At 62.6% G+C, this 17,245-nt stretch carries 14 protein-coding genes; 7 read left to right on the forward strand and 7 right to left on the reverse strand.

Annotated elements, in window-relative coordinates:
• Positions 1 to 112: 112 nt before the first annotated feature.
• From EV286_RS05955 to EV286_RS05965, 3 genes are all read left to right on the forward strand, one after another.
• Positions 113 to 406 carry a hypothetical protein gene (locus EV286_RS05955; RefSeq protein WP_132956093.1) on the forward strand — a complete coding sequence of 98 codons (294 nt, stop codon included), beginning with the start codon at positions 113 to 115 and terminating at the stop codon, positions 404 to 406.
• Between the two features lie 317 nt (positions 407 to 723).
• Positions 724 to 1,449 (forward strand): response regulator, encoded by a 726-nt coding sequence (locus EV286_RS05960; protein WP_132956094.1) that lies wholly within the window; start codon positions 724 to 726, stop codon positions 1,447 to 1,449.
• Complete coding sequence (locus tag EV286_RS05965; protein ID WP_132956095.1) at positions 1,449 to 2,492, forward strand: cytochrome c peroxidase; 1,044 nt, start codon at positions 1,449 to 1,451, stop codon at positions 2,490 to 2,492. The genes EV286_RS05960 and EV286_RS05965 overlap by 1 nt, the downstream gene beginning before the upstream one ends.
• A 299-nt stretch (positions 2,493 to 2,791) precedes the next feature.
• Here EV286_RS05965 and EV286_RS05970 read toward each other — a convergent pair whose 3' ends face one another.
• The 4 genes from EV286_RS05970 to EV286_RS05985 form a co-directional block, all read right to left on the reverse strand.
• The gene (locus EV286_RS05970) at positions 2,792 to 4,138 is read right to left on the reverse strand and encodes an MFS transporter (protein WP_132956328.1); all 1,347 of its coding nucleotides are present in this window, start codon (positions 4,136 to 4,138) and stop codon (positions 2,792 to 2,794) included.
• Positions 4,139 to 4,438: 300 nt separating this feature from the next.
• Positions 4,439 to 7,012, reverse strand: a complete 2,574-nt coding sequence (locus tag EV286_RS05975) for a two-component system VirA-like sensor kinase (protein WP_165932787.1) — start codon at positions 7,010 to 7,012, stop codon at positions 4,439 to 4,441.
• 526 nt (positions 7,013 to 7,538) lie between these two features.
• Complete coding sequence (locus EV286_RS05980; protein WP_165932788.1) at positions 7,539 to 7,784, reverse strand: DUF1127 domain-containing protein; 246 nt, start codon at positions 7,782 to 7,784, stop codon at positions 7,539 to 7,541.
• Between the two features lie 249 nt (positions 7,785 to 8,033).
• The gene (locus tag EV286_RS05985) at positions 8,034 to 9,428 is read right to left on the reverse strand and encodes an FAD-binding oxidoreductase (RefSeq protein WP_165932789.1); all 1,395 of its coding nucleotides are present in this window, start codon (positions 9,426 to 9,428) and stop codon (positions 8,034 to 8,036) included.
• A 346-nt stretch (positions 9,429 to 9,774) separates the two neighbouring features.
• On the opposite strand from EV286_RS05985, the gene EV286_RS05990 reads away from it, so the two are divergent.
• Positions 9,775 to 11,142: an amidase gene (locus EV286_RS05990; protein ID WP_132956099.1), complete on the forward strand. Its 1,368-nt coding sequence runs from the start codon at positions 9,775 to 9,777 to the stop codon at positions 11,140 to 11,142.
• Between the two features lie 60 nt (positions 11,143 to 11,202).
• Here EV286_RS05990 and EV286_RS05995 read toward each other — a convergent pair whose 3' ends face one another.
• Both EV286_RS05995 and EV286_RS06000 read right to left on the reverse strand, forming a co-directional pair.
• A complete protein-coding gene (locus EV286_RS05995) occupies positions 11,203 to 12,432 on the reverse strand; it encodes an MFS transporter (protein ID WP_132956100.1) in 1,230 nt (409 codons plus the stop codon).
• A complete protein-coding gene (locus EV286_RS06000; protein ID WP_132956101.1) occupies positions 12,429 to 13,073 on the reverse strand; it encodes a helix-turn-helix domain-containing protein in 645 nt (214 codons plus the stop codon). The genes EV286_RS05995 and EV286_RS06000 overlap by 4 nt, the downstream gene beginning before the upstream one ends.
• A gap of 288 nt (positions 13,074 to 13,361) precedes the next feature.
• Here EV286_RS06000 and EV286_RS06005 point away from each other — a divergent pair, with 288 nt between their 5' ends.
• Positions 13,362 to 14,714, forward strand: coding sequence for an aspartate aminotransferase family protein (locus tag EV286_RS06005; RefSeq protein WP_132956329.1), 1,353 nt, complete (start codon positions 13,362 to 13,364; stop codon positions 14,712 to 14,714).
• 78 nt (positions 14,715 to 14,792) lie between these two features.
• On the opposite strand, the gene EV286_RS06010 is transcribed toward EV286_RS06005, so the two are convergent.
• The gene (locus EV286_RS06010; protein ID WP_132956102.1) at positions 14,793 to 15,245 is read right to left on the reverse strand and encodes a VOC family protein; all 453 of its coding nucleotides are present in this window, start codon (positions 15,243 to 15,245) and stop codon (positions 14,793 to 14,795) included.
• A 462-nt stretch (positions 15,246 to 15,707) separates the two neighbouring features.
• Here EV286_RS06010 and EV286_RS06015 point away from each other — a divergent pair, with 462 nt between their 5' ends.
• Entirely contained in the window at positions 15,708 to 16,409 is a 702-nt protein-coding gene (locus EV286_RS06015; RefSeq protein WP_132956103.1) for a DUF899 family protein, read from the forward strand.
• Between the two features lie 68 nt (positions 16,410 to 16,477).
• Entirely contained in the window at positions 16,478 to 17,179 is a 702-nt protein-coding gene (locus tag EV286_RS06020; protein WP_245500617.1) for an isoprenylcysteine carboxylmethyltransferase family protein, read from the forward strand.
• Positions 17,180 to 17,245: the final 66 nt, after the last annotated feature.

Below are 17,245 nucleotides of genomic sequence, written 5' to 3' on the forward strand. Positions count from 1 at the left end.
GCGGTTACAAAATATGTTTTCCTTGATTACGGCGGTAGCCCGAAAGGGAGTGTTTGAAATGGCGGCAGAACTTGAGACCGGCATTCTGGCGTTGTCGTCAAGGAGAAAAACGATGAGCATCAGTATCAATGATATCTATCGCCCCGGAAAACTCGAGCCGACGAACCGAAACAAGGGGCCGCGCCATGCTTCGCCTGTCAAGGCCAGAAGCTCGCTTGCAGCCTTCCTGGATAGGCGTCGGCAGACGGTTGTCTCTGTTTGCGAACGGCTGGTCGCACGGCACGTGAGCGTCGAGGACCTGTCGCCGCACCTCCAGCGCGACATCGGCCTGTCGGATGTCAATCCGCTCAGGAGAGGAGACAGCGAGTACTTCTCCCGGTACAACGACGAGATGCTGAAGCGATAGGCCAGGACGTCCGCCTGAGATGCCCCGTATCGGAGTGTGTCTCGGCGGACGTCTTTCAAACGAAGGGCCTGGACCGCAACGGGAATCTTCCGCAAATGCCGGCCCGAAGGGCGTTCAGCCCGATTTTTTCCATGTTTCAATTGTAATCAACGGCTGTTTGTTTGAAACATGTCGACAACTTATTTGTAAGACAAGTCAGTTGTCACTGCGTGATGATTTGTGCTGGGTGTATGTCGCAGCGTGACAGGAATGAGTTGTTCAGGCCCGAAGGGCCGCGGGGCGAGGCTTGCCCCGGTTACAATTTGTAAAGGTGGCACTTGAAACACGTTCTGGTGGTCGATGACGATACCGCCATGCGCCATCTTCTGATTGACTATCTTTCACAGCATGCCTTCAAGGTAAGTGCTGTTGGCGACAGTCAGCAGATGGCACGCATTTTGGCGACCGAAGCTGTTGATCTTGTCGTGGTCGACTTGAATCTAGGTCATGAAGACGGTCTTGAGATCGTACGCAACCTGTCGAGCAAGTCCGACGCGCCAATCATCATCATTAGTGGCGACAGGCTAGAAGAAGCCGACAAGGTCGTCGGGCTCGAGCTTGGAGCCACGGACTATGTGAGCAAGCCGTTCGGCATGCGGGAGTTCCTTGCCCGCGTGCGCGCCGCACTCAGGGAAAAGCCCTTGCGGCCAGTGGCCAAGGATCGGAAGTCCTATGCCTTCAAGGGATGGATCCTGAGCCTCAAGCAGCGCAGGCTCCTCTCCGACAGCAACGAGGAGATCAAGCTCACGGTTGGCGAATTCAACCTGCTTGTCGCGTTCCTGAACGCCCCGCGTCAGGTGCTTTCGCGCGAGCAGCTGCTGTCTGCGAGCCGCGTCCATGAGGAAGAGATCTACGACCGCAGCATCGACGTGCTGATCCTGCGGCTGCGGCGCAAGCTGGAAAAGGACTCCTCCAATCCGGAGATCATCAAGACGGAGCGCGGAGTCGGCTATTTCTTCGATGCGGACGTGACAACGGAGCATAGCAGAAGGATGGCATCCTGATGCCATCACGCGGTCTCGGGGCGAAGATGGTGCTCGTCTCCGGGCTTTTCGCAGTATGTCTTACAGCAGTGGCGGCGGTCGGGGAGACGGTCTACGGGATTGGCGACAGGTCCAGTTCCGACAGCCAGTTCGAGCCGATCACGCCGCTTGCCGACCCGCCGCCGCTCGATCCGGCGAAGGTCGCGCTCGGCGAGCGCCTTTTCTCCGATCCGATCCTCTCCAGCAAGAATGAGCTTGCCTGCTCGTCCTGCCACGATCTCAATGCCGGAGGGACGGTCAGCCTGAAGCGCACGATCGGCTACAACGGCAAGATGCACCGCTTCAACGCGCCGACCATCTTCAACGTCGCCAACAATTACCGGCTCGGCTGGCGCGGCAACTTTACCTCGCTCGAGGAGCAGAACGAGGCCGTTCTTCTCGACCCTAACCTGATGGCGAGCGAATGGAAGACGTTGCTTCCGAAGCTGCGCGACTCCAAGAGCTATGGCCCGGAGTTCCAGCGGGTCTACGGCCGCGAAATCGACCGGCAGAGTCTCCTCGACGCCCTTACTACATTCCAGCGTTCCCTGGTGACGCCGAACGCCCGTTTCGACCAGTTCCTGCGGGGAGACCGCAATGCGATCACTGCGGATGAGGCGCGGGGCTACGCGCTCTTCAAAAGCTACGGCTGCATTTCCTGCCACCAGGGCTCGAACGTCGGCGGCAATATCTTCCAGAAGTTCGGGATCTTTGCCGAGGCGATGCCCGTCAACAGCGATGCCGGAAACGACGGTAATCTCGGCCGGTGGACGATAACCGGCAGGGATACCGACAGGGGCGTCTTCCGCGTTCCGAGCCTGCGCAATGTCGAGGTCACCGCACCCTATTTCCACGACGGACGCGTCGGGACATTGCCGGAGGCTGTCAAGATCATGGCGCGAAGCCAGCTCGGCCTCACAGTCGACGACCGTGACGTCGCTTCCATCGTTGCCTTCCTCAAGACCCTGACGGGTGAATACAAGGGAAGGCCCCTCAACGTTACTGTTCCCCCGGGCGGAAAATAGGCGCTGGCTTGCCGCCCCATTGCCCGCGCCTGCCCGGGCGGACTGGCAGCGAGCGCGTGGCTTTGACCCGCGCTCGCTGCCACCCAATTGGGGAAGGGCGGAGTGTTTCCACTTAGCCTGAAGTGTTCCTGATGAAGGAGCCGGATCGGCGGTACGCCGGCCATTCGATCAAGCGTTTACCCTTCAGCCGCCGAAGCGCTTCAGAGCGTCGCCCGGCCGCCCGGCACGAGGGCCGCGACATGCTTTCGCCGGAGGAAGCGAGCTCCCTCCGGCCTCAACATCATCTGGAATTGCAACGTTCAGTCCTCGCGATGAAACTCGTCGTCGCGTTGGCGCGTATCGCCCTTCCGCTGAAGCGTGTCGAGCTCCTCGATCCCCGTGTAGGACTGCATTTCGTCGCCCTTTGCCATCAGGTAGATGCCGACAAGGAAGGTCAGTCCTGCAATGAAGAGCAGGTAATAGGCCTGCGCCATCGAGCTCAGCGGCACAAGCGAGGCGACCACGACCGGTGTCAGCCCGCCGAAGAATGCGTAGGACAAATTATAGGAGAATGACACACCCGTAAAACGAACCCGCGCCGGAAAGGCGCGGACCATGACGTAGGGAACTGCTCCGACCATGCCGACGGCAAGGCCCATGATCGCATGGAGTACGATGAGATGGACCGGCGACACGGCCGCATAGGTATAGAACGCATAGGTCGACGTGCCGAAGAAGAGGCTGCCGACGACGAAGAACTTGCCTGAATTGACGCGGTCGATGATGGCGCCTGCGCATACCGCGCCGATGGCGAGGAACAAAGTGCCGATGCCGGTCGCCAGGAGCGATTCCTCGGCCGAATAGCCGTAGAGCTTCTGAAGGAGGGTCGGGTTCATCAGAGTCGTTACGACGATGCCGGCCGAAAGGATCCAGGTGAGCACGATGGAGATGAGGATGCTGATCGGGTAGTCCCGGATGACGGCACGCAGTGGCAATTCCGGAACCAGGAGGCGGCTGCGCTCCATCGCGGAGAAGATCGGCGTTTCCTGCAGCCACCTGCGCAGATAGACGGCAATGAGGCCGAAAACGCCGCCGAGCAGGAACGGGAAGCGCCATGCATAATCGACGAAGGCGGTCGGCGTGAACAGCGAGTTGATGCCGGCGGCAATGACGGAGCCGAGCAGGATCCCGATTGTCAGGCCGAAGCAAAGGAAGCCGCAGGCGAAGCCCACGTTGCGAAAGGGTACGTGCTCGGCGACAAAGGTCCATGCGCCGGGCACTTCACCACCGATCGCCGCACCCTGCAGGATACGCATCATGATCAGGAGAAGCGGAGCGGCGACTCCGATCGACGCATAGGTCGGGATCATCGCCATGCCGAGTGTCGACAGCGCCATCAGCAGGATGGAAAAGGCGAATATCCGCTTGCGGCCGAAGAGGTCGCCGAAATGCGCAAGCACGATGCCTCCGAGAGGCCGCACCAGATAGCCGGCGGCGAAAATACCGAAGGTCTGGATCAATACCAGCCATTCCGGCACGTCCGGCGGGAAGAACAGCTTGCCGATCACGGTCGCAAAGAAAACGAAAATAATGAAATCATAAAACTCAAGCGCCCCGCCGAGAGACGCAAGGACGAGTATGCGGAAATCCGTCGGAGTCAGCTTGATTCTGGTCTCTGCGGACGCGACCGGCGACGAAAAACGATTGATCGGTCCGGATAATAGACCCACGATATCACCCTGCTTATGATTAAGGCATTTCTAGCGCCTGGCCCGGTGGCTCTGGTTGTATGCCACACTGATAATGCCCGAAAATATTGCAATGGAAATTGTGCAATATGTCATGAGGCGCGAATTCGGCTACAAATGAAACAGCGGCCGACGACACCCGCCCGCGATCGCGGGAGCGTCGCAGGGGACAGATGCCTTGGGCGGGATGCCTCCGGCACGACCCGCGAAATGCATCCTTCAGGCTGCCGTATTTATTTTCTTGTAGATTGCGCTCGCCATGCTCTTGGAGCTCACAGGTTTCTTGAGGATACCGGCGCGCCTCAGGCGGTGTTCGCCGATGTGGCCGCCGGTGAACTGATCGGCGACGAGGAGGTAGGGGATTCCTCCGAACAGTCTGTCGAGGTCGGACGTCGTGACGTTGGATTCGAGGGACTCTACGTCGAGCATGATCAGGTCCGGGCGCCGTCCGCTGGTCTTCAGCCAGGAGAGGATTGCGTCGAGGTCCGAGAAGCCGACCGGCTCGTATCCGAGGGCGGCGAGCTTCTCCTCGTACATGGGCAGCAATGCTGCTTCGCCCTCGAGGATGACGACCAACTGGCCCTCGCCAAGCGGCACTGACTGTTCGTTGAAGAATTGCCGCAGCGGGATGGGCGCCTGACGGGAGACCGGGAAATAAAGCTCGAAACGCGTGCCTTCACCGATGCGGCTCTCCACATTGATCTTGCCGGCGAGGCCGACGATGTTGCCGTGCACGGCAGCAAGCCCGAGGCCCGTTCCGCCGGAACGCGACTTGGTGGTGAAGAAGGGCTCGAAGATGTGGGGAAGCACCGATTCGGGAATGCCGCCGCCATTGTCTGCGACGCTCATGAGGATGTAGTTGCCGGTTGGCAGCTCGCCGTGCGAAAGCGTCCGTCGCGATCTGATGTCGATGGGGACGACCTCGATTTCCGCCTTGCCGGTGCCGCCGGAAGCCTCGGCCGCGTTCTTGCAGAGGTTCATCAGGATCTGCTGGATCTCGATCGGGCTTCCGAGGATGACCGAGGGCTTCTCCGAGAGGTTGACCGTAAGATCGAAAGTGTCAGGCAGCGAGATCTTCAGAAGCGGCACGATGTCGGACACCGCCTCCACGATGCTGAAGGGCTTGCTTGTCCGCTCGCTCTTGCGGCTGAGCGCCAGGATCTGGTCAATGATCTGGGTCGCTCTTTCGCCTGTCGAAACCATCTCCTGGACGTAGTGCTTGGTGAGCGAGGGACGGCGCAGGATCTGCAGCGCCATTTCGCCGTAGCCAAGTATCGCGGCGAGGATGTTGTTGAATTCGTGGGCGATGCCGCCCGCGAGCGTTCCCACCGCCTGCAGCCGCTCTGCGTGTTCGAGGCGGCGCTCGAGCGTCCTTCTGTCCAGGCGTCTGCGCCGATCGTCGATGCTGCGCATCACCATCTCGGTCGCACCCTTCATCAGCACGATCTCGTCGGCGTTCGCCTTCTTTCTCGACTCGGCGAATTCGAGGATCAGGACGCCGGAGCACTGCGCCGAGATCTCCAGGCCGATCCCGACGCCTGCGCTGGTCGCATCGCGGGTGAACGCGAGATCGTCGCGTCGTTGCAGGTTCCTGAAGAAGAAGCGTTGCCCGGCCTCGGCCGAAGCCGGATGCTCGCGGCGTGTCTCGCGCAGGAATTCCGCCACGAGCGCATCGGCGAGCGGTATTCTGGTGCCGGCGGAGTCGTAGACTTCTTCGCGCTCCCCGGTTTCGGGATTGAGAAGCACCAGTTCATGGTTGTCGGCACCGAAGAAGAGCGCGATGGCGTCAAGGGATTCCTCGACGGCGGGCCGGCAGTCCTGCAGCGGGTGGCTGTTGAAGCAGGACTTGATCTCGTTCAGCATGCTCTCGAAGTCGAGCCGGCGCTTCAGCCGCTCGGTCTGGAGGCGCAGCCGGTAGACCAGAAGCGCTATGTAGCCGCAAAGGGTCACCGAGACCGAGCCCAGGAACATCCGGCTCAATGTGGAGCGCGAGCTGACCACGTCGTAGGCCTCGAGATATTTGCGCTGCAGGTCCTGGGCGCGCGAGGAGGTGTCCGAGGCCTGGATCGCCAGGACCTTGTCATCGACCGGGGGCAGGGTGACGAGGATCATCCGGCCGTGCGTGACGAGCGTGCCGAGCTCCGGCACCACTGCCGCATTCGACTGCAGCAGACCATCGAGCTCGAAACGGATCTGCTGCGCCAATGCCTCGTTCGGCTGGATCGAAAAGCGCATCATCATGTTGCCGAGGTCGTCGGATGCCATGACCGCCCGCTGCGTTTCCTGATAGGGGCTGCGGTGCAGACTGCCGAGAACCTGGCTGAAGATGCCGAGCGAATTCTGCAGGAGGGCGTTTTCGGTCTTGAACTCCTCAACCAGCGCCTCGTCGCGATCAACCGAATAGGCGAGGCTTCTCAGAAGCGCCCTCAGGTCGCCATTGTCGTCGACATCGGCCTGCGACAGCAAAGAGCGCAGCTTGGTCAGGTCGTCGTGAAGATAGACGACGGAATCGACGAGCGGGTCATAGTTGCGGATAAGGCCGGCACGCGCCTTCAGGACGTCGCGTTGCAGCGAGGCGTGGTTGAGGTCGACGGCGCGGAGCGTGGTCAGTATGGCCGTGTGCGCTTCCCGATCCGGGCCGCGCGCAAAGGCAAGCACGGCAAAAAGCACCGCACAAAGTATCGCGAATACGATACCCCAGGGTTTGCCATACAATCCGTCGCGGCGCTTCGAGGCATGGGCCGTCATGGAAAAGTCAAGGTCCCAGTCAGCGCCACGATACGGCTCCAGCATCCGGTTCTCCACCGGGGTCCTTCGATGCCATGAGCGAAGGCCCATGGAAAGCCGTGTCCCCGTTCTCTGCCGTCAACATAAGGTGCCTTTGCTTCAAGCCTTCGTGACCAGTGCGAGAATTAGCGCATCGTCTGCTTGATCCGCAGACGCATCCTCGCCGGCATTCAAGGCGCTACCCTTCCGTAAGGTCAGGAATGCCATGAGACAACGGAAGAGCTTCTGTCGCCGTCGCGTCTTGTATATTCCTGCGGAATTGCCGTAGCGGGAGAAAGGTTCCGTTGGGGCGTGGCTTCGGTCTCGGTTCACGATCTCAGTATCGCAACACCTATGCCGCCCCGGCCTGCCTTTGGAATCTTCCGACCAAGCGCCGAATCCATCCTGACCGTATACACACAACGGCCGTTCCGTCCGTATTACAGAACGGTCACGAACGGTTGCAAACGTAATATAGGCATGAGCTGAAAGCGTTTAAAGGATCGGCGACCCTGTCGGTACGCCGATCCTCAGCATGCGGGAGAGGCAGGGATCAGGAGTGATCCACTTCCCTGCCATGACGCGCCAGATGCTCGATGTCGCCGCGGTGCGCGCCGATATCGGAGAGCATGTCGTCGCTAAGGCCGGAGAGCCTGTTGACGGCGCGGTGGACGCGTAACTCGTTCTCGATCCAGACGATCCATTCGCCTAGCTTTCGCGACATCTGGAATTTCGGCTCGCCGGCTCCTACCGGGCCGGGGGCATTCGAGGGCTGCGGCCCACTGCTCATGTTTTCCATGGTCATCACTCCAATTTGCGGAAGGCGACTGGAACGAAGGTGAGGATGCGCGATCAAGGTCACCACGGTGTCCGGCGCATGACTCGAATCGTCTTCCGTCCACGACTTTGGCGAGACCTGGTTTCGCTTCGATGACAGGCGGAGGCTGGGCGGGTTGCGGTTGTAACAGAAGAAATCGAGCGGCCGGAAAGCATGAAGGCGGCGCTTCGGGCGCCGCCTTCGAATGCCTGCCTTCAGCGGGAGGGAGGACTACATCCGCACGAGCTGCAGCGGCGCGTGGCGCTGCCGGTCGAGAGGCAGGGGGATGGCGGAGGCGAAGACGTTGTCGGGATCGTATCGCCTCTTGGCCGCGACGAGGCGGTTGGCATTGCGGCCGTAGCTTTCGGTCGCGCGGAGCGCGTCGCCGTCTGCGAGAAGGTTCGGATAGCCGCCCGAAAGTGCCACGGCGTCGAAGCCCATGCGCGCCGTGCGCGCCCAGTTGCGATGCTTCTGCTCCTCGACGTCGTCGGCGGGTGCGCAGCTTGCGATGATCTCGACGAGGACATGGTCCTCGCGCAGGGCAAAGGCGGTCGCCTCCACGGCAACCCGGGACGCCGCACCCCTGAACTCATGGGTCAGGAGCGCGCAGCCGGGGGAGACCATCGTCTCCGCCGCCCGGATGATCGCCTCGATGCCGCCGCCATTGAGTTCGGGCATCCAGCAAGTCTCCATGAAGGTCCGCCGGCCATTGACCAGATGCGCATCGAAGAGCTTCAGCGAGGCACCGTAGGGCTGGGACCTGAGCTCTCCGAAGAGCAGCGTGCCGAGCTTGAGGAAGGGGGCGACACGTGCCTCGCCTTCAGCCTCGACGCCGCACCAGGTCGGTACAACAAGCACGAAAGGCTGTCCGTCGGGTCCTGCCGCGACGCCGACCTGCACGGTCAGCGCATCCGGCGCAGTCGCCGCAATTTCCGCACAGTGTTCGAGCACCGCGCGCGCTTCGGCGAATGGATAGGCGACCATGCCCGATCGAACGCTCGGAAGCTCGTGCAGCCTGTGGCGCATGGCCGTCACGACGCCAAAATTGCCGCCGCCGCCGCGCAGCGACCAGAAGAGCTCTTCCTCGCTGTCCTGGCTTGCCACCACAACGCGGCCGTCGGAAAGCACGACTTCCGCGGCGAGCATATTGTCGAGCGCAAGCCCGAAACGGCCGATCAGCGGGCCGTAGCCACCGCCGAGCGTCAGGCCAGCCATGCCGACCACGCCGACAGAGCCGGTGACAGCCGCGAGACCGAAGAGGTCTGTCACGCCCACGACATCCTTCGCGAGCGCGCCACCGGCGATGCGCATGCTGCGCTTGTCGGCGTGCAGGACGACCTGCTTCATGTCGCGCATGTCGATGACGATGCCTTCGCAGAGGGCACGTCCGGCCCAGTCATGGCCGCCACCGCGCACCGATATAGGCAGGTAGCATTCGCGGGCAGCGAGGATTGCCGCGCTCACGTCTTCGGCTGTCACGCAATGGGCGATGGCCTGTGGGATGCGACCGATCGGGCGGGCCCAGATCGCGGTTGCGGCGGCATAATCGTCGCTGCCTGGCAGCGACACATGCCCCACGAGTTTTTCATCGAGTCGGGAAAGTGTTCTTTCGATAAGATCGGACATCATCTCTCCGTTTCGAATGACGCGAAATGTAACCCAATGGCCCCGCGCCATCCACTGAATAGTTTCTCGATAATTCTTGCGTTATGGAAGTATAGATTCGGCGAGTCGCGTTGCCGGTCGGTTACGAGACTGGTGAACTCGGTTACATTTTCTATTTTCGGGAATGGCCGGTCGGCACTAGTCAACATGCGCCCGCCTCGCTTCGCGTCTGCAACCCGCAGGGTGGGTGGACAATCGGCCGCGATCTTCAAAATCCGATTGCCGAAGGCGCTGTGATAGGGGATGAACTTGGACGGGCTGCGGTGCCGCCGGCAACCGCATTGGCGAGGCAATGGGGATATTTGGAATGGCGAAGAATTTCGGGGCAATGTCTGTGGCGCAGCTTTCGGCGCTCATCCAGTCCGGTGCTGCAGATCCGGTGGAGGTGACCGACGCCGTTCTCGAGGCGATTGCGAACTACGCCGACAAGGCAGTTTTCGTCACCCTCCTCGAAGATCGCGCCCGGCAGGAGGCTGCTGCTGCCTCGAAGCGCCTGAAGGAGGGCCGCTCGCTCGGTCTGCTCGATGGCATTCCGCTTGCCTGGAAGGATCTCTTCGACACCGAGGGCGTCACGACGACGGCCGGTTCGAAGGTGCTGGCGCCCGCGGCGCCGGCGGCCAGTGATGCTGACGTCGTCGCCGCGCTGCAGAGTGCCGGCATGGTCACGGTCGGGCGTACCAACATGAGCGAGTTCGCCTTTTCGGGGCTCGGCATCAACCCGCATTACGGCACGCCGAAGAATCCGCGTAGCACCGATGTCGCGCGCATACCCGGCGGTTCTTCCTCCGGTGCCGGCGTGGCGGTCGCCGCGGGGCTCGTCCCGGTCGCGATGGGTACCGATACAGGCGGCTCGGTCCGCATCCCCGCCGCGCTGAACGGCATCGTCGGCTACAAGGCGACGCGCGGGCGCTATTCCATGTCGGGCGTATTCCCCCTTGCCGGCAGCCTCGATTCCCTCGGGCCGCTCTGCCGCACGGTACAGGACACGATCTGGGTCGACGCCGCCATGCGAGGTTTCTCGACGCCGTCGATCGCTCGCCGACCGATCCGGGGCCTCGAGATCGTCGTTCCCGCGGAGGTCGTCTTCGACGGCGCGGAAGCCGGGGTCGTCGCCGCCTTCGAAGCGGCGGTAGAACGCTTGTCGGCGACGGGCGCGGTCGTTACGCGTGTTTCCATCCCGGCTTTCGAGGAGATATTCGCTCTGGCAGGCCAGCATGGCCCGCTGGTGACCGCGGAAGCCCATGCGCTCCATCGAGAGCGTCTGGCCGGCCCCGAGGCGGCGTCCATGGATCCGCGCGTCGTTGCTCGCACGCGCCTCGGCGAGAAGACGACGGTGCCGGGCTACGTCGCGCTTCTCGAAGCGCGCGCCCGCCTCGTCGCTGATGTCGAGCGTCTCGTCGGCGACCGGCTCATCGCTTTCCCGACGGTCGCGCATGTGGCGCCGCCTCTGGAGCCGCTCATCGCTGACGACGATCTCTTCTTCGCGACCAACGGGCGTACGCTGCGCAACACATCGATCGGCAATTTCCTCGACTGGTGCGGTGTCTCTATTCCGTGCGGCACCGGAGATGCCGGCATGCCGGTCGGCTTCCTGTTGTCAGCAACCGCCAATCGCGACGAGGCGCTGCTTTCGGTCGCGCTTGCGGCTGAAGCCGTCATCCGCGGGGAGGCATAGGAGAGAGCAGGGCTAACTGCCTGCGCTCCAGCGCGCGGTCAGCCGGCGGCCACCGGGTAGCTACGCCTCGGCAGGCTGCCTCCTCTCGAAGCCGCGGAAGCTTCGGCGTGCCAGCGGGAGGAGTGTCACCAGGAGGTAAGCGAGGCCGGTTATCAGCAGCGCCGCGGAAAGGCCCGTCAAACTGATCAAGGCACCACCGAGCACGCCGCCGAACGGTATGAGCGCCCAGCAGAGCGCCGCGTTCATCGAACTGACACGACCGACCAGGGCCTTGGGTATCCGCTCGAAGATCACGGCAGACAGGATCGGATTGAGAAAGCCGGATGCAAATCCGCCGATAGCCATGGTGGCGAAAGCAAGGGTGAGCGGCGCGTCGACCGCAAAGACGAGGAAGCGCGGAAATCCGGTCACGAGGAATGCAACGGTATAGATCATGAGGCGCGGCATTCGCTCGCCGATGGAGGCGGCAATTGCGGCACCGATGATCGAGGCGCCGGAGAAGGCTGCCACCATCGCTCCCAGCAATTCGGGGCCGTGACCCGCATCCTTCGTCCAGACGGGCAGCAGGACGGCATGGAAGGCCTGGTCCAGGAGATTGGTGATCGCCACCATGACGACGATGCTCACCAGCACCGCGTCCCTGCGCAGAAAGCGCCAGCCTTCCAGTAGCTCGCTGCCGTAGGACACAGGCCCGGCAGCATGGGCCGGTGAGATGCGGCTCGGTAGGCGGATGCCTGTTCCGATGACCGCTGCGGCAGCAGCGAAGGTGACGGCATTGACGATGAGCGCCTGGGCCGGACCAATCATGGCGATCAGCGCACCAGCGCCGGCAGCTCCCGCGGTCGAGGCGAGCCGCTCGATGGCGCTGACGACGCCGGTTACTCGTTCGAGCGGGACGCCTGCGAGTTCGGCAACGTCGGGGACCATCGCTTGCTTGGCCGCATCGGAGGGCCCACGCAGGACGCCCATGACGAAGACGATCGGCAGCAGGATCGAGATTGTCAGCATGTCGAGCAGATGCAGGAGCGGCACGAGACCGACTGTGACGACCGAAGCCGCGTCGCAGGCGATCGCGATGCGTTTCGGGCCGACGCGATCGATCAGCGGGCCGCCGAGCGCCTTGGCGACGACGTAGGGCAGCATCTCCGCCATTGCCACGAGGCCGGTCAGCACGGGACTGCCCGTCGTGCTCAGCACCAGCCAGGGAATGGCGATCGTCGACAGCCTTGTTCCGGAGAGAGAAAGCGTCTCGGCGACGGCCAGTGCGAAGAAGGGTGCGCGCGTGCTCATGACCCTGCATCCTCCTCGCGGTGTGGCACGCGTCCGGGATAGGGAAAGGCATGCAACATGACCGTAAAGGGTGCCATGCCCGCGGGGAGCGGTTCGCCGAGGGGCGGCGCTTCCCGCATTGTTTCCAGCATGATCTCGGTCAGCCGGTTCGTCAGGGCCTCTGCCTGCGCCGCAGTCATCGGGATGATGACGTCGCTTGCCGTGCTCGCCTTGCGCCATTCGGCCGGCAGTTCGGCATATTCTTCGGATGCCTGCTGCATCTGGCTGACCTGAAGGGACAGCGCCGCCTGCGTGAAGGCAACGCCGAGGTCCAATGCCTCGCCCTCGGATTCCGTGGCAGGAACGGACGTAAGTTCATGGCTGGCACGCCACCAGCGATCGCGGCGCGACGGCCCCGGCGCATCCTCGATGAAGCCATACTGGGCCAGCTGGCGGAGGTGATAGCTGGTCGCGCCGCTATTGAGGCCGAGGCGCGTCGCCAGCTGCGTCGCCGTGGCGGGGCCATCGACGCGGAGCATGCCCAGCATGCGCAAGCGAACCGGGTGCGCCAGCGCTTTCAGCGCCGTTGGATCGGGAACGATCCGGCTGATATTGCGGGTGCCGGTCGCGGGTGGTTCAGGCTGGTGTCGAGGTGTTTTCATTCTCCAAGTCTAATATCACAAAGAAATATTTGCAAACATTTCTTTGCATAAGAGCGGATAACCATTCCATCGGGTCGACCCAGAGCTAAATTCCCGGACTATTCGGTGTGTCGCTGCCGGCGCAGCAGCGGAACGGCGCCGTTTCACGATCTTTTGGTCGATCATGTGAAAAACAGGTCGGAAACGAGCTATCGGCGGCGCGTCGTCTGTGACAAGTTTCAGCGTCGGCGCATGCAGGCGGCGGATGAAATCGCCTCTCGAACCGGCAAGTCCCAGCAGGAGAAAGACGTGACCTACCAGCCGAATTCCACCGAAGCGCGTGACGCTGCCTACCACCTCCATTCCTATACGAACCTTCGCAAGAACGAGGAGGAGGGCCCGCTGGTGATCGAGCGCGGCGAGGGGATCTACGTCTTCGACAATACCGGCAAGAAATACATCGAAGGCATGGCAGGACTCTGGAGCGTCGCCGTCGGTTTTGGCGAGAAGCGCCTCGTCGACGCCGCCGTTCGCCAGATGGAGAAGCTGCCCTACTACCATACCTTCACGCAGAAGGCGCACGGCCCCTCCATCGATCTCGCCGAGAAGCTGGTGCGCATGGCGCCGGTGCCGATGTCGAAGGCCTATTTCACCAATTCCGGCTCCGAGGCCAACGACACGGTCGTCAAGATGGTCCGCTACCGGTCGAATGCGCTCGGCAAGCCTGAAAAGAAGAAGATCATATCGCGCATCAAGGGCTACCACGGCGTGACGCTGGCAAGCGCCAGTCTGACCGGCCTGCCGAACAATCACCGCTCCTTCGACCTGCCGATGCCGGGGATCCTTCACACGACCTGCCCGCACTACCGCCTCTTCGCGCAGCAGGGCGAGAGCGAAATCGCCTTTTCGGCGCGTCTTGCTGCCGAGCTGGAAGCCATGATCCTTGCCGAGGGACCGGAGACGGTCGCCGCCTTCATCGGCGAACCGCTGATGGGGGCCGGTGGCGTCATCGTCCCTCCCGAGGGCTACTGGCAGGCGATCCAGGCGGTGCTCGACAAGTACGACGTGCTGCTGATTGCCGACGAGGTCATCTGCGGCTTCGGTCGCACGGGCCGCATGTTCGGCACCCAGACCTTCGGCATGCGGCCGGATTTCATCACGCTGTCGAAGCAGATATCCTCGTCCTACCAGCCGATCTCCGCGCTTCTCGTCAACGATCGCGTCTACCAGCCCATCGCCGATGAATCGAAGACGATCGGCACCTTTGGCCACGGCTATACGGCGAGCGGCCATCCGGTCGCCGCGGCCGTTGCGCTCGAAAACCTCGCGATCATCGAGGAGAGGGATCTTGTCGGCAATGTCCGCGATCTGAGCGGGCTGTTCCTGGGGCGGTTGAAGGCGCTCGAAAGCCATCCGCTGGCCATCGAGGCGCGCGGCAAGGGGCTCATCGGCGCGCTGGAGCTTGCCCCGCGGGAAGGTTTTGCCACGGGTGCCCTCGGACCGAAGCTCTTCGGCCTCCTGCAGAAGAACGGCCTCATCTCGCGCGCCATCGGCGATTCCCTAGCGCTCTGCCCGCCGCTCATCATCACGGAAAGCCAGGTCAACGATATCTTCGACATCTTCGAGCGCTCGCTGAACGAGCTCCAGGCCGAACTCGGCTGACGACCAGCCACAACGTGTCAGGGCGGGCCGACTGAACCAGCGGCCCCTCCTAACTTCTCGCCGCGCCAGGGGCCGCGTCTATCCGGCATAGGCGCGGTCGAGTTCCGCGACATCGATCTTGATCATCTTCATCATGGCCTGCATGACGCGCCCGGCCTTGGCGGGGTCCTCGTCACCGAGGTAGCGCATCAATGCATCGGGGATGATTTGCCAGCAGAGGCCGAAGCGGTCCTGCAGCCAGCCGCATTGCTGCTCCTTGCCGCCCTCAAGCAGGCGCTCCCAGTAATAGTCGACCTCGGTCTGGTCGCGGCATTTGACGAAGAAGGAGACCGCCGGGGAGAAGGTGTAGTGCGGCCCGCCGTTCAGCCCCATGAATTCCTGGCCCGCGAGTTCGAAGCTTGCGGTGAAGAGCTTTCCGTCGGGACCGTTCTTCCGATATGTCACCCGCGCGTCCTTGAAGATGGACGTGTAGAATGTGACCGCTTCCTCGAGCTGGGTATCGAACCAGAGAAACGGCGTGATCTTCTGCATGGCTTTTCCTCCTTCGAATAACGAACGGCCCTAGGACGATCCATGCAGCAGGATCCCGACAACGGCCGCGCAGATTGTTGCGCAAAGGGCGCAACTGGCCGCGATCGCTACAGCTGGGGAAAAAGCCCGAAATGCCCCTTGAAATCGAGGGGGAGGGGGCACATATATCGGGTCTGCCTGAAAAATGGATTCGCCTGGTTTCGATGATCGTCGAGCTGCGCGGTGTCCGACAGGATGAGGGCGCTCCCCCGCAGGGGTCGAGCGCCCTTTTTGCATTCTGGCCCGCCCCCGTTCGCATTTTTCCTCGCACCGGTGTCGATCCCGGAGCTTCCGGATCGTCCTTTGTTTCGGCGACGGCCTTTCGCGCCCTGGCATCGGAACCATTCCCCGGATGCCGGCTTTGCTACGGCAATGGCGGGAAGGGCCGCTTCGACCGCCGCCTGAAACAAGGAGGATATCGGCATGGACAAGCAATATCTGGCTCCGGCAGCGGAGCTTGCCCGCAAGAACGGCGTCCGCTACCCGAATGAAAGCGAGGAATATCGCCGTGCGCGTGATGCGCTGCTCGCCGAGGAAATCGAGCTTCGCCGGCACATCGAACGCGTTGCCGAGCAGCGTCGGGCCCTTCCGCCGGGTGGCGAGGTTAAGAAGGACTACCGCTTCGAGGGTGAGCAGGGCCATGCATCCTTCGCGGACCTCTTCGGCGACAAGGACACGCTGGTCGTCTACAGCTACATGTACGGACCGCAGCGCGAACGGCCATGCCCGATGTGCACGTCGCTCCTTTCGGCGTGGGACGGCGAGGTGCCGGACATGCTGCAGCAGGTCGGCCTCGCCGTTGTCGCGCGCTCCCCGATCGAAAGGCTGCTCGCCTTCAAGAAGGAACGCGGCTGGCGCTATCTTCCGCTTTACAGCGACACGACCGGCGAATTCAGCCGCGACTACCACGCCATCGGCGAGGACGACGGCGATGATGCCGCCTTCAATGTCTTCACGCGGCGCGACGGTGCCATCCGGCACTTCTGGGGCGGGGAGATGGGAGGCGTTACCGCCGATCCCGGCCAGGATCCCCGCGGTGCGCCGGACCTGATGCCGATCTGGACCGTGCTCGACACGACGCCGCAGGGGCGTGAGCCGCATTGGTATCCGAAGCTCTCCTACTAGCTTCTGGTGCCGGCGCCGACCGGTCGATAAACTCTGCGGCGCGAGAAATTCGCGCCGCATGGGAGGTGATGGAAGACAGGATGCAGGCAGGTCCGGACGATCTCGGAAAAAGAGCCGCTTGGGCAACGCTCAAGTTCATGGCCTTTCTTGCTGTCCTTCTCTTTGCCTGCGCTGGCACGCTCGCCTGGTGGCAAGGCTGGCTTTTCCTTGCCAACTTCTGCGGCTGGAGCATTGCGACGACGCTCTATTTCTACCGGCACGATCGCGCACTTCTCGAGCGGCGGATGAGGGTCGGCCCGACCGCCGAGCGCGAGCCGGCGCAGAAGCGGATCCAGCTCTTCAACGTCCTCGTCATGATGGTCCTTTTCGTGGTCTCTGCGCTCGACCGGCGTTTCGGCTGGTCGGACGTGCCATGGGTGGCGGTGATTGCCGGCAACCTCCTTATCGCCATCGCCTTTCTGGGCTTCTTCGTCGTGCTGCGGCAGAATTCCTTTGCGTCGGCGACCGTCCAGATCGTCGAAGGCCAGAGGGTGATCTCGGACGGGCTCTACGGCATCGTGCGCCATCCGATGTATGCCGCGGCATTTCCGCTTGCAGTAGGCCTTCCGCTCGCGCTTGGCTCCTGGTGGGGGCTTGTCGGGGTGCCGCTGTTCGTCGCCGGCCTCGTCGCGCGGCTCCTGGACGAGGAGAAGCATCTCGCACGCGACCTGCCGGGCTATGCCGAGTATCGCAGCCGGGTCAGGTATCGGCTTTTTCCCGGCCTCTGGTAGGCCCGAACCGCGGCCGTGCGGCTGGACGCCGGCGCGAATATCTGAGACATTCGCAACCTTCTGTCG

The organism is Rhizobium sp. BK251 (genome assembly GCF_004345245.1).
Lineage (GTDB): Bacteria > Pseudomonadota > Alphaproteobacteria > Rhizobiales > Rhizobiaceae > Rhizobium.

What these genes read in the sequence shown, in the direction of transcription:
- EV286_RS05955 (WP_132956093.1), top strand. Translation starts at nt 113, where the DNA reads ATGAGCATCAGTATCAATGATATCTATCGCCCCGGAAAACTCGAGCCG.
- EV286_RS05965 (WP_132956095.1), top strand. Translation starts at nt 1,449, where the DNA reads ATGCCATCACGCGGTCTCGGGGCGAAGATGGTGCTCGTCTCCGGGCTT.
- EV286_RS05975 (WP_165932787.1), bottom strand. Translation starts at nt 7,012, where the DNA reads ATGCTGGAGCCGTATCGTGGCGCTGACTGGGACCTTGACTTTTCCATG.
- EV286_RS05980 (WP_165932788.1), bottom strand. Translation starts at nt 7,784, where the DNA reads ATGGAAAACATGAGCAGTGGGCCGCAGCCCTCGAATGCCCCCGGCCCG.
- EV286_RS05985 (WP_165932789.1), bottom strand. Translation starts at nt 9,428, where the DNA reads ATGTCCGATCTTATCGAAAGAACACTTTCCCGACTCGATGAAAAACTC.
- EV286_RS05990 (WP_132956099.1), top strand. Translation starts at nt 9,775, where the DNA reads ATGGCGAAGAATTTCGGGGCAATGTCTGTGGCGCAGCTTTCGGCGCTC.
- EV286_RS05995 (WP_132956100.1), bottom strand. Translation starts at nt 12,432, where the DNA reads ATGAGCACGCGCGCACCCTTCTTCGCACTGGCCGTCGCCGAGACGCTT.
- EV286_RS06000 (WP_132956101.1), bottom strand. Translation starts at nt 13,073, where the DNA reads ATGAAAACACCTCGACACCAGCCTGAACCACCCGCGACCGGCACCCGC.
- EV286_RS06010 (WP_132956102.1), bottom strand. Translation starts at nt 15,245, where the DNA reads ATGCAGAAGATCACGCCGTTTCTCTGGTTCGATACCCAGCTCGAGGAA.
- EV286_RS06015 (WP_132956103.1), top strand. Translation starts at nt 15,708, where the DNA reads ATGGACAAGCAATATCTGGCTCCGGCAGCGGAGCTTGCCCGCAAGAAC.
- EV286_RS06020 (WP_245500617.1), top strand. Translation starts at nt 16,478, where the DNA reads ATGGAAGACAGGATGCAGGCAGGTCCGGACGATCTCGGAAAAAGAGCC.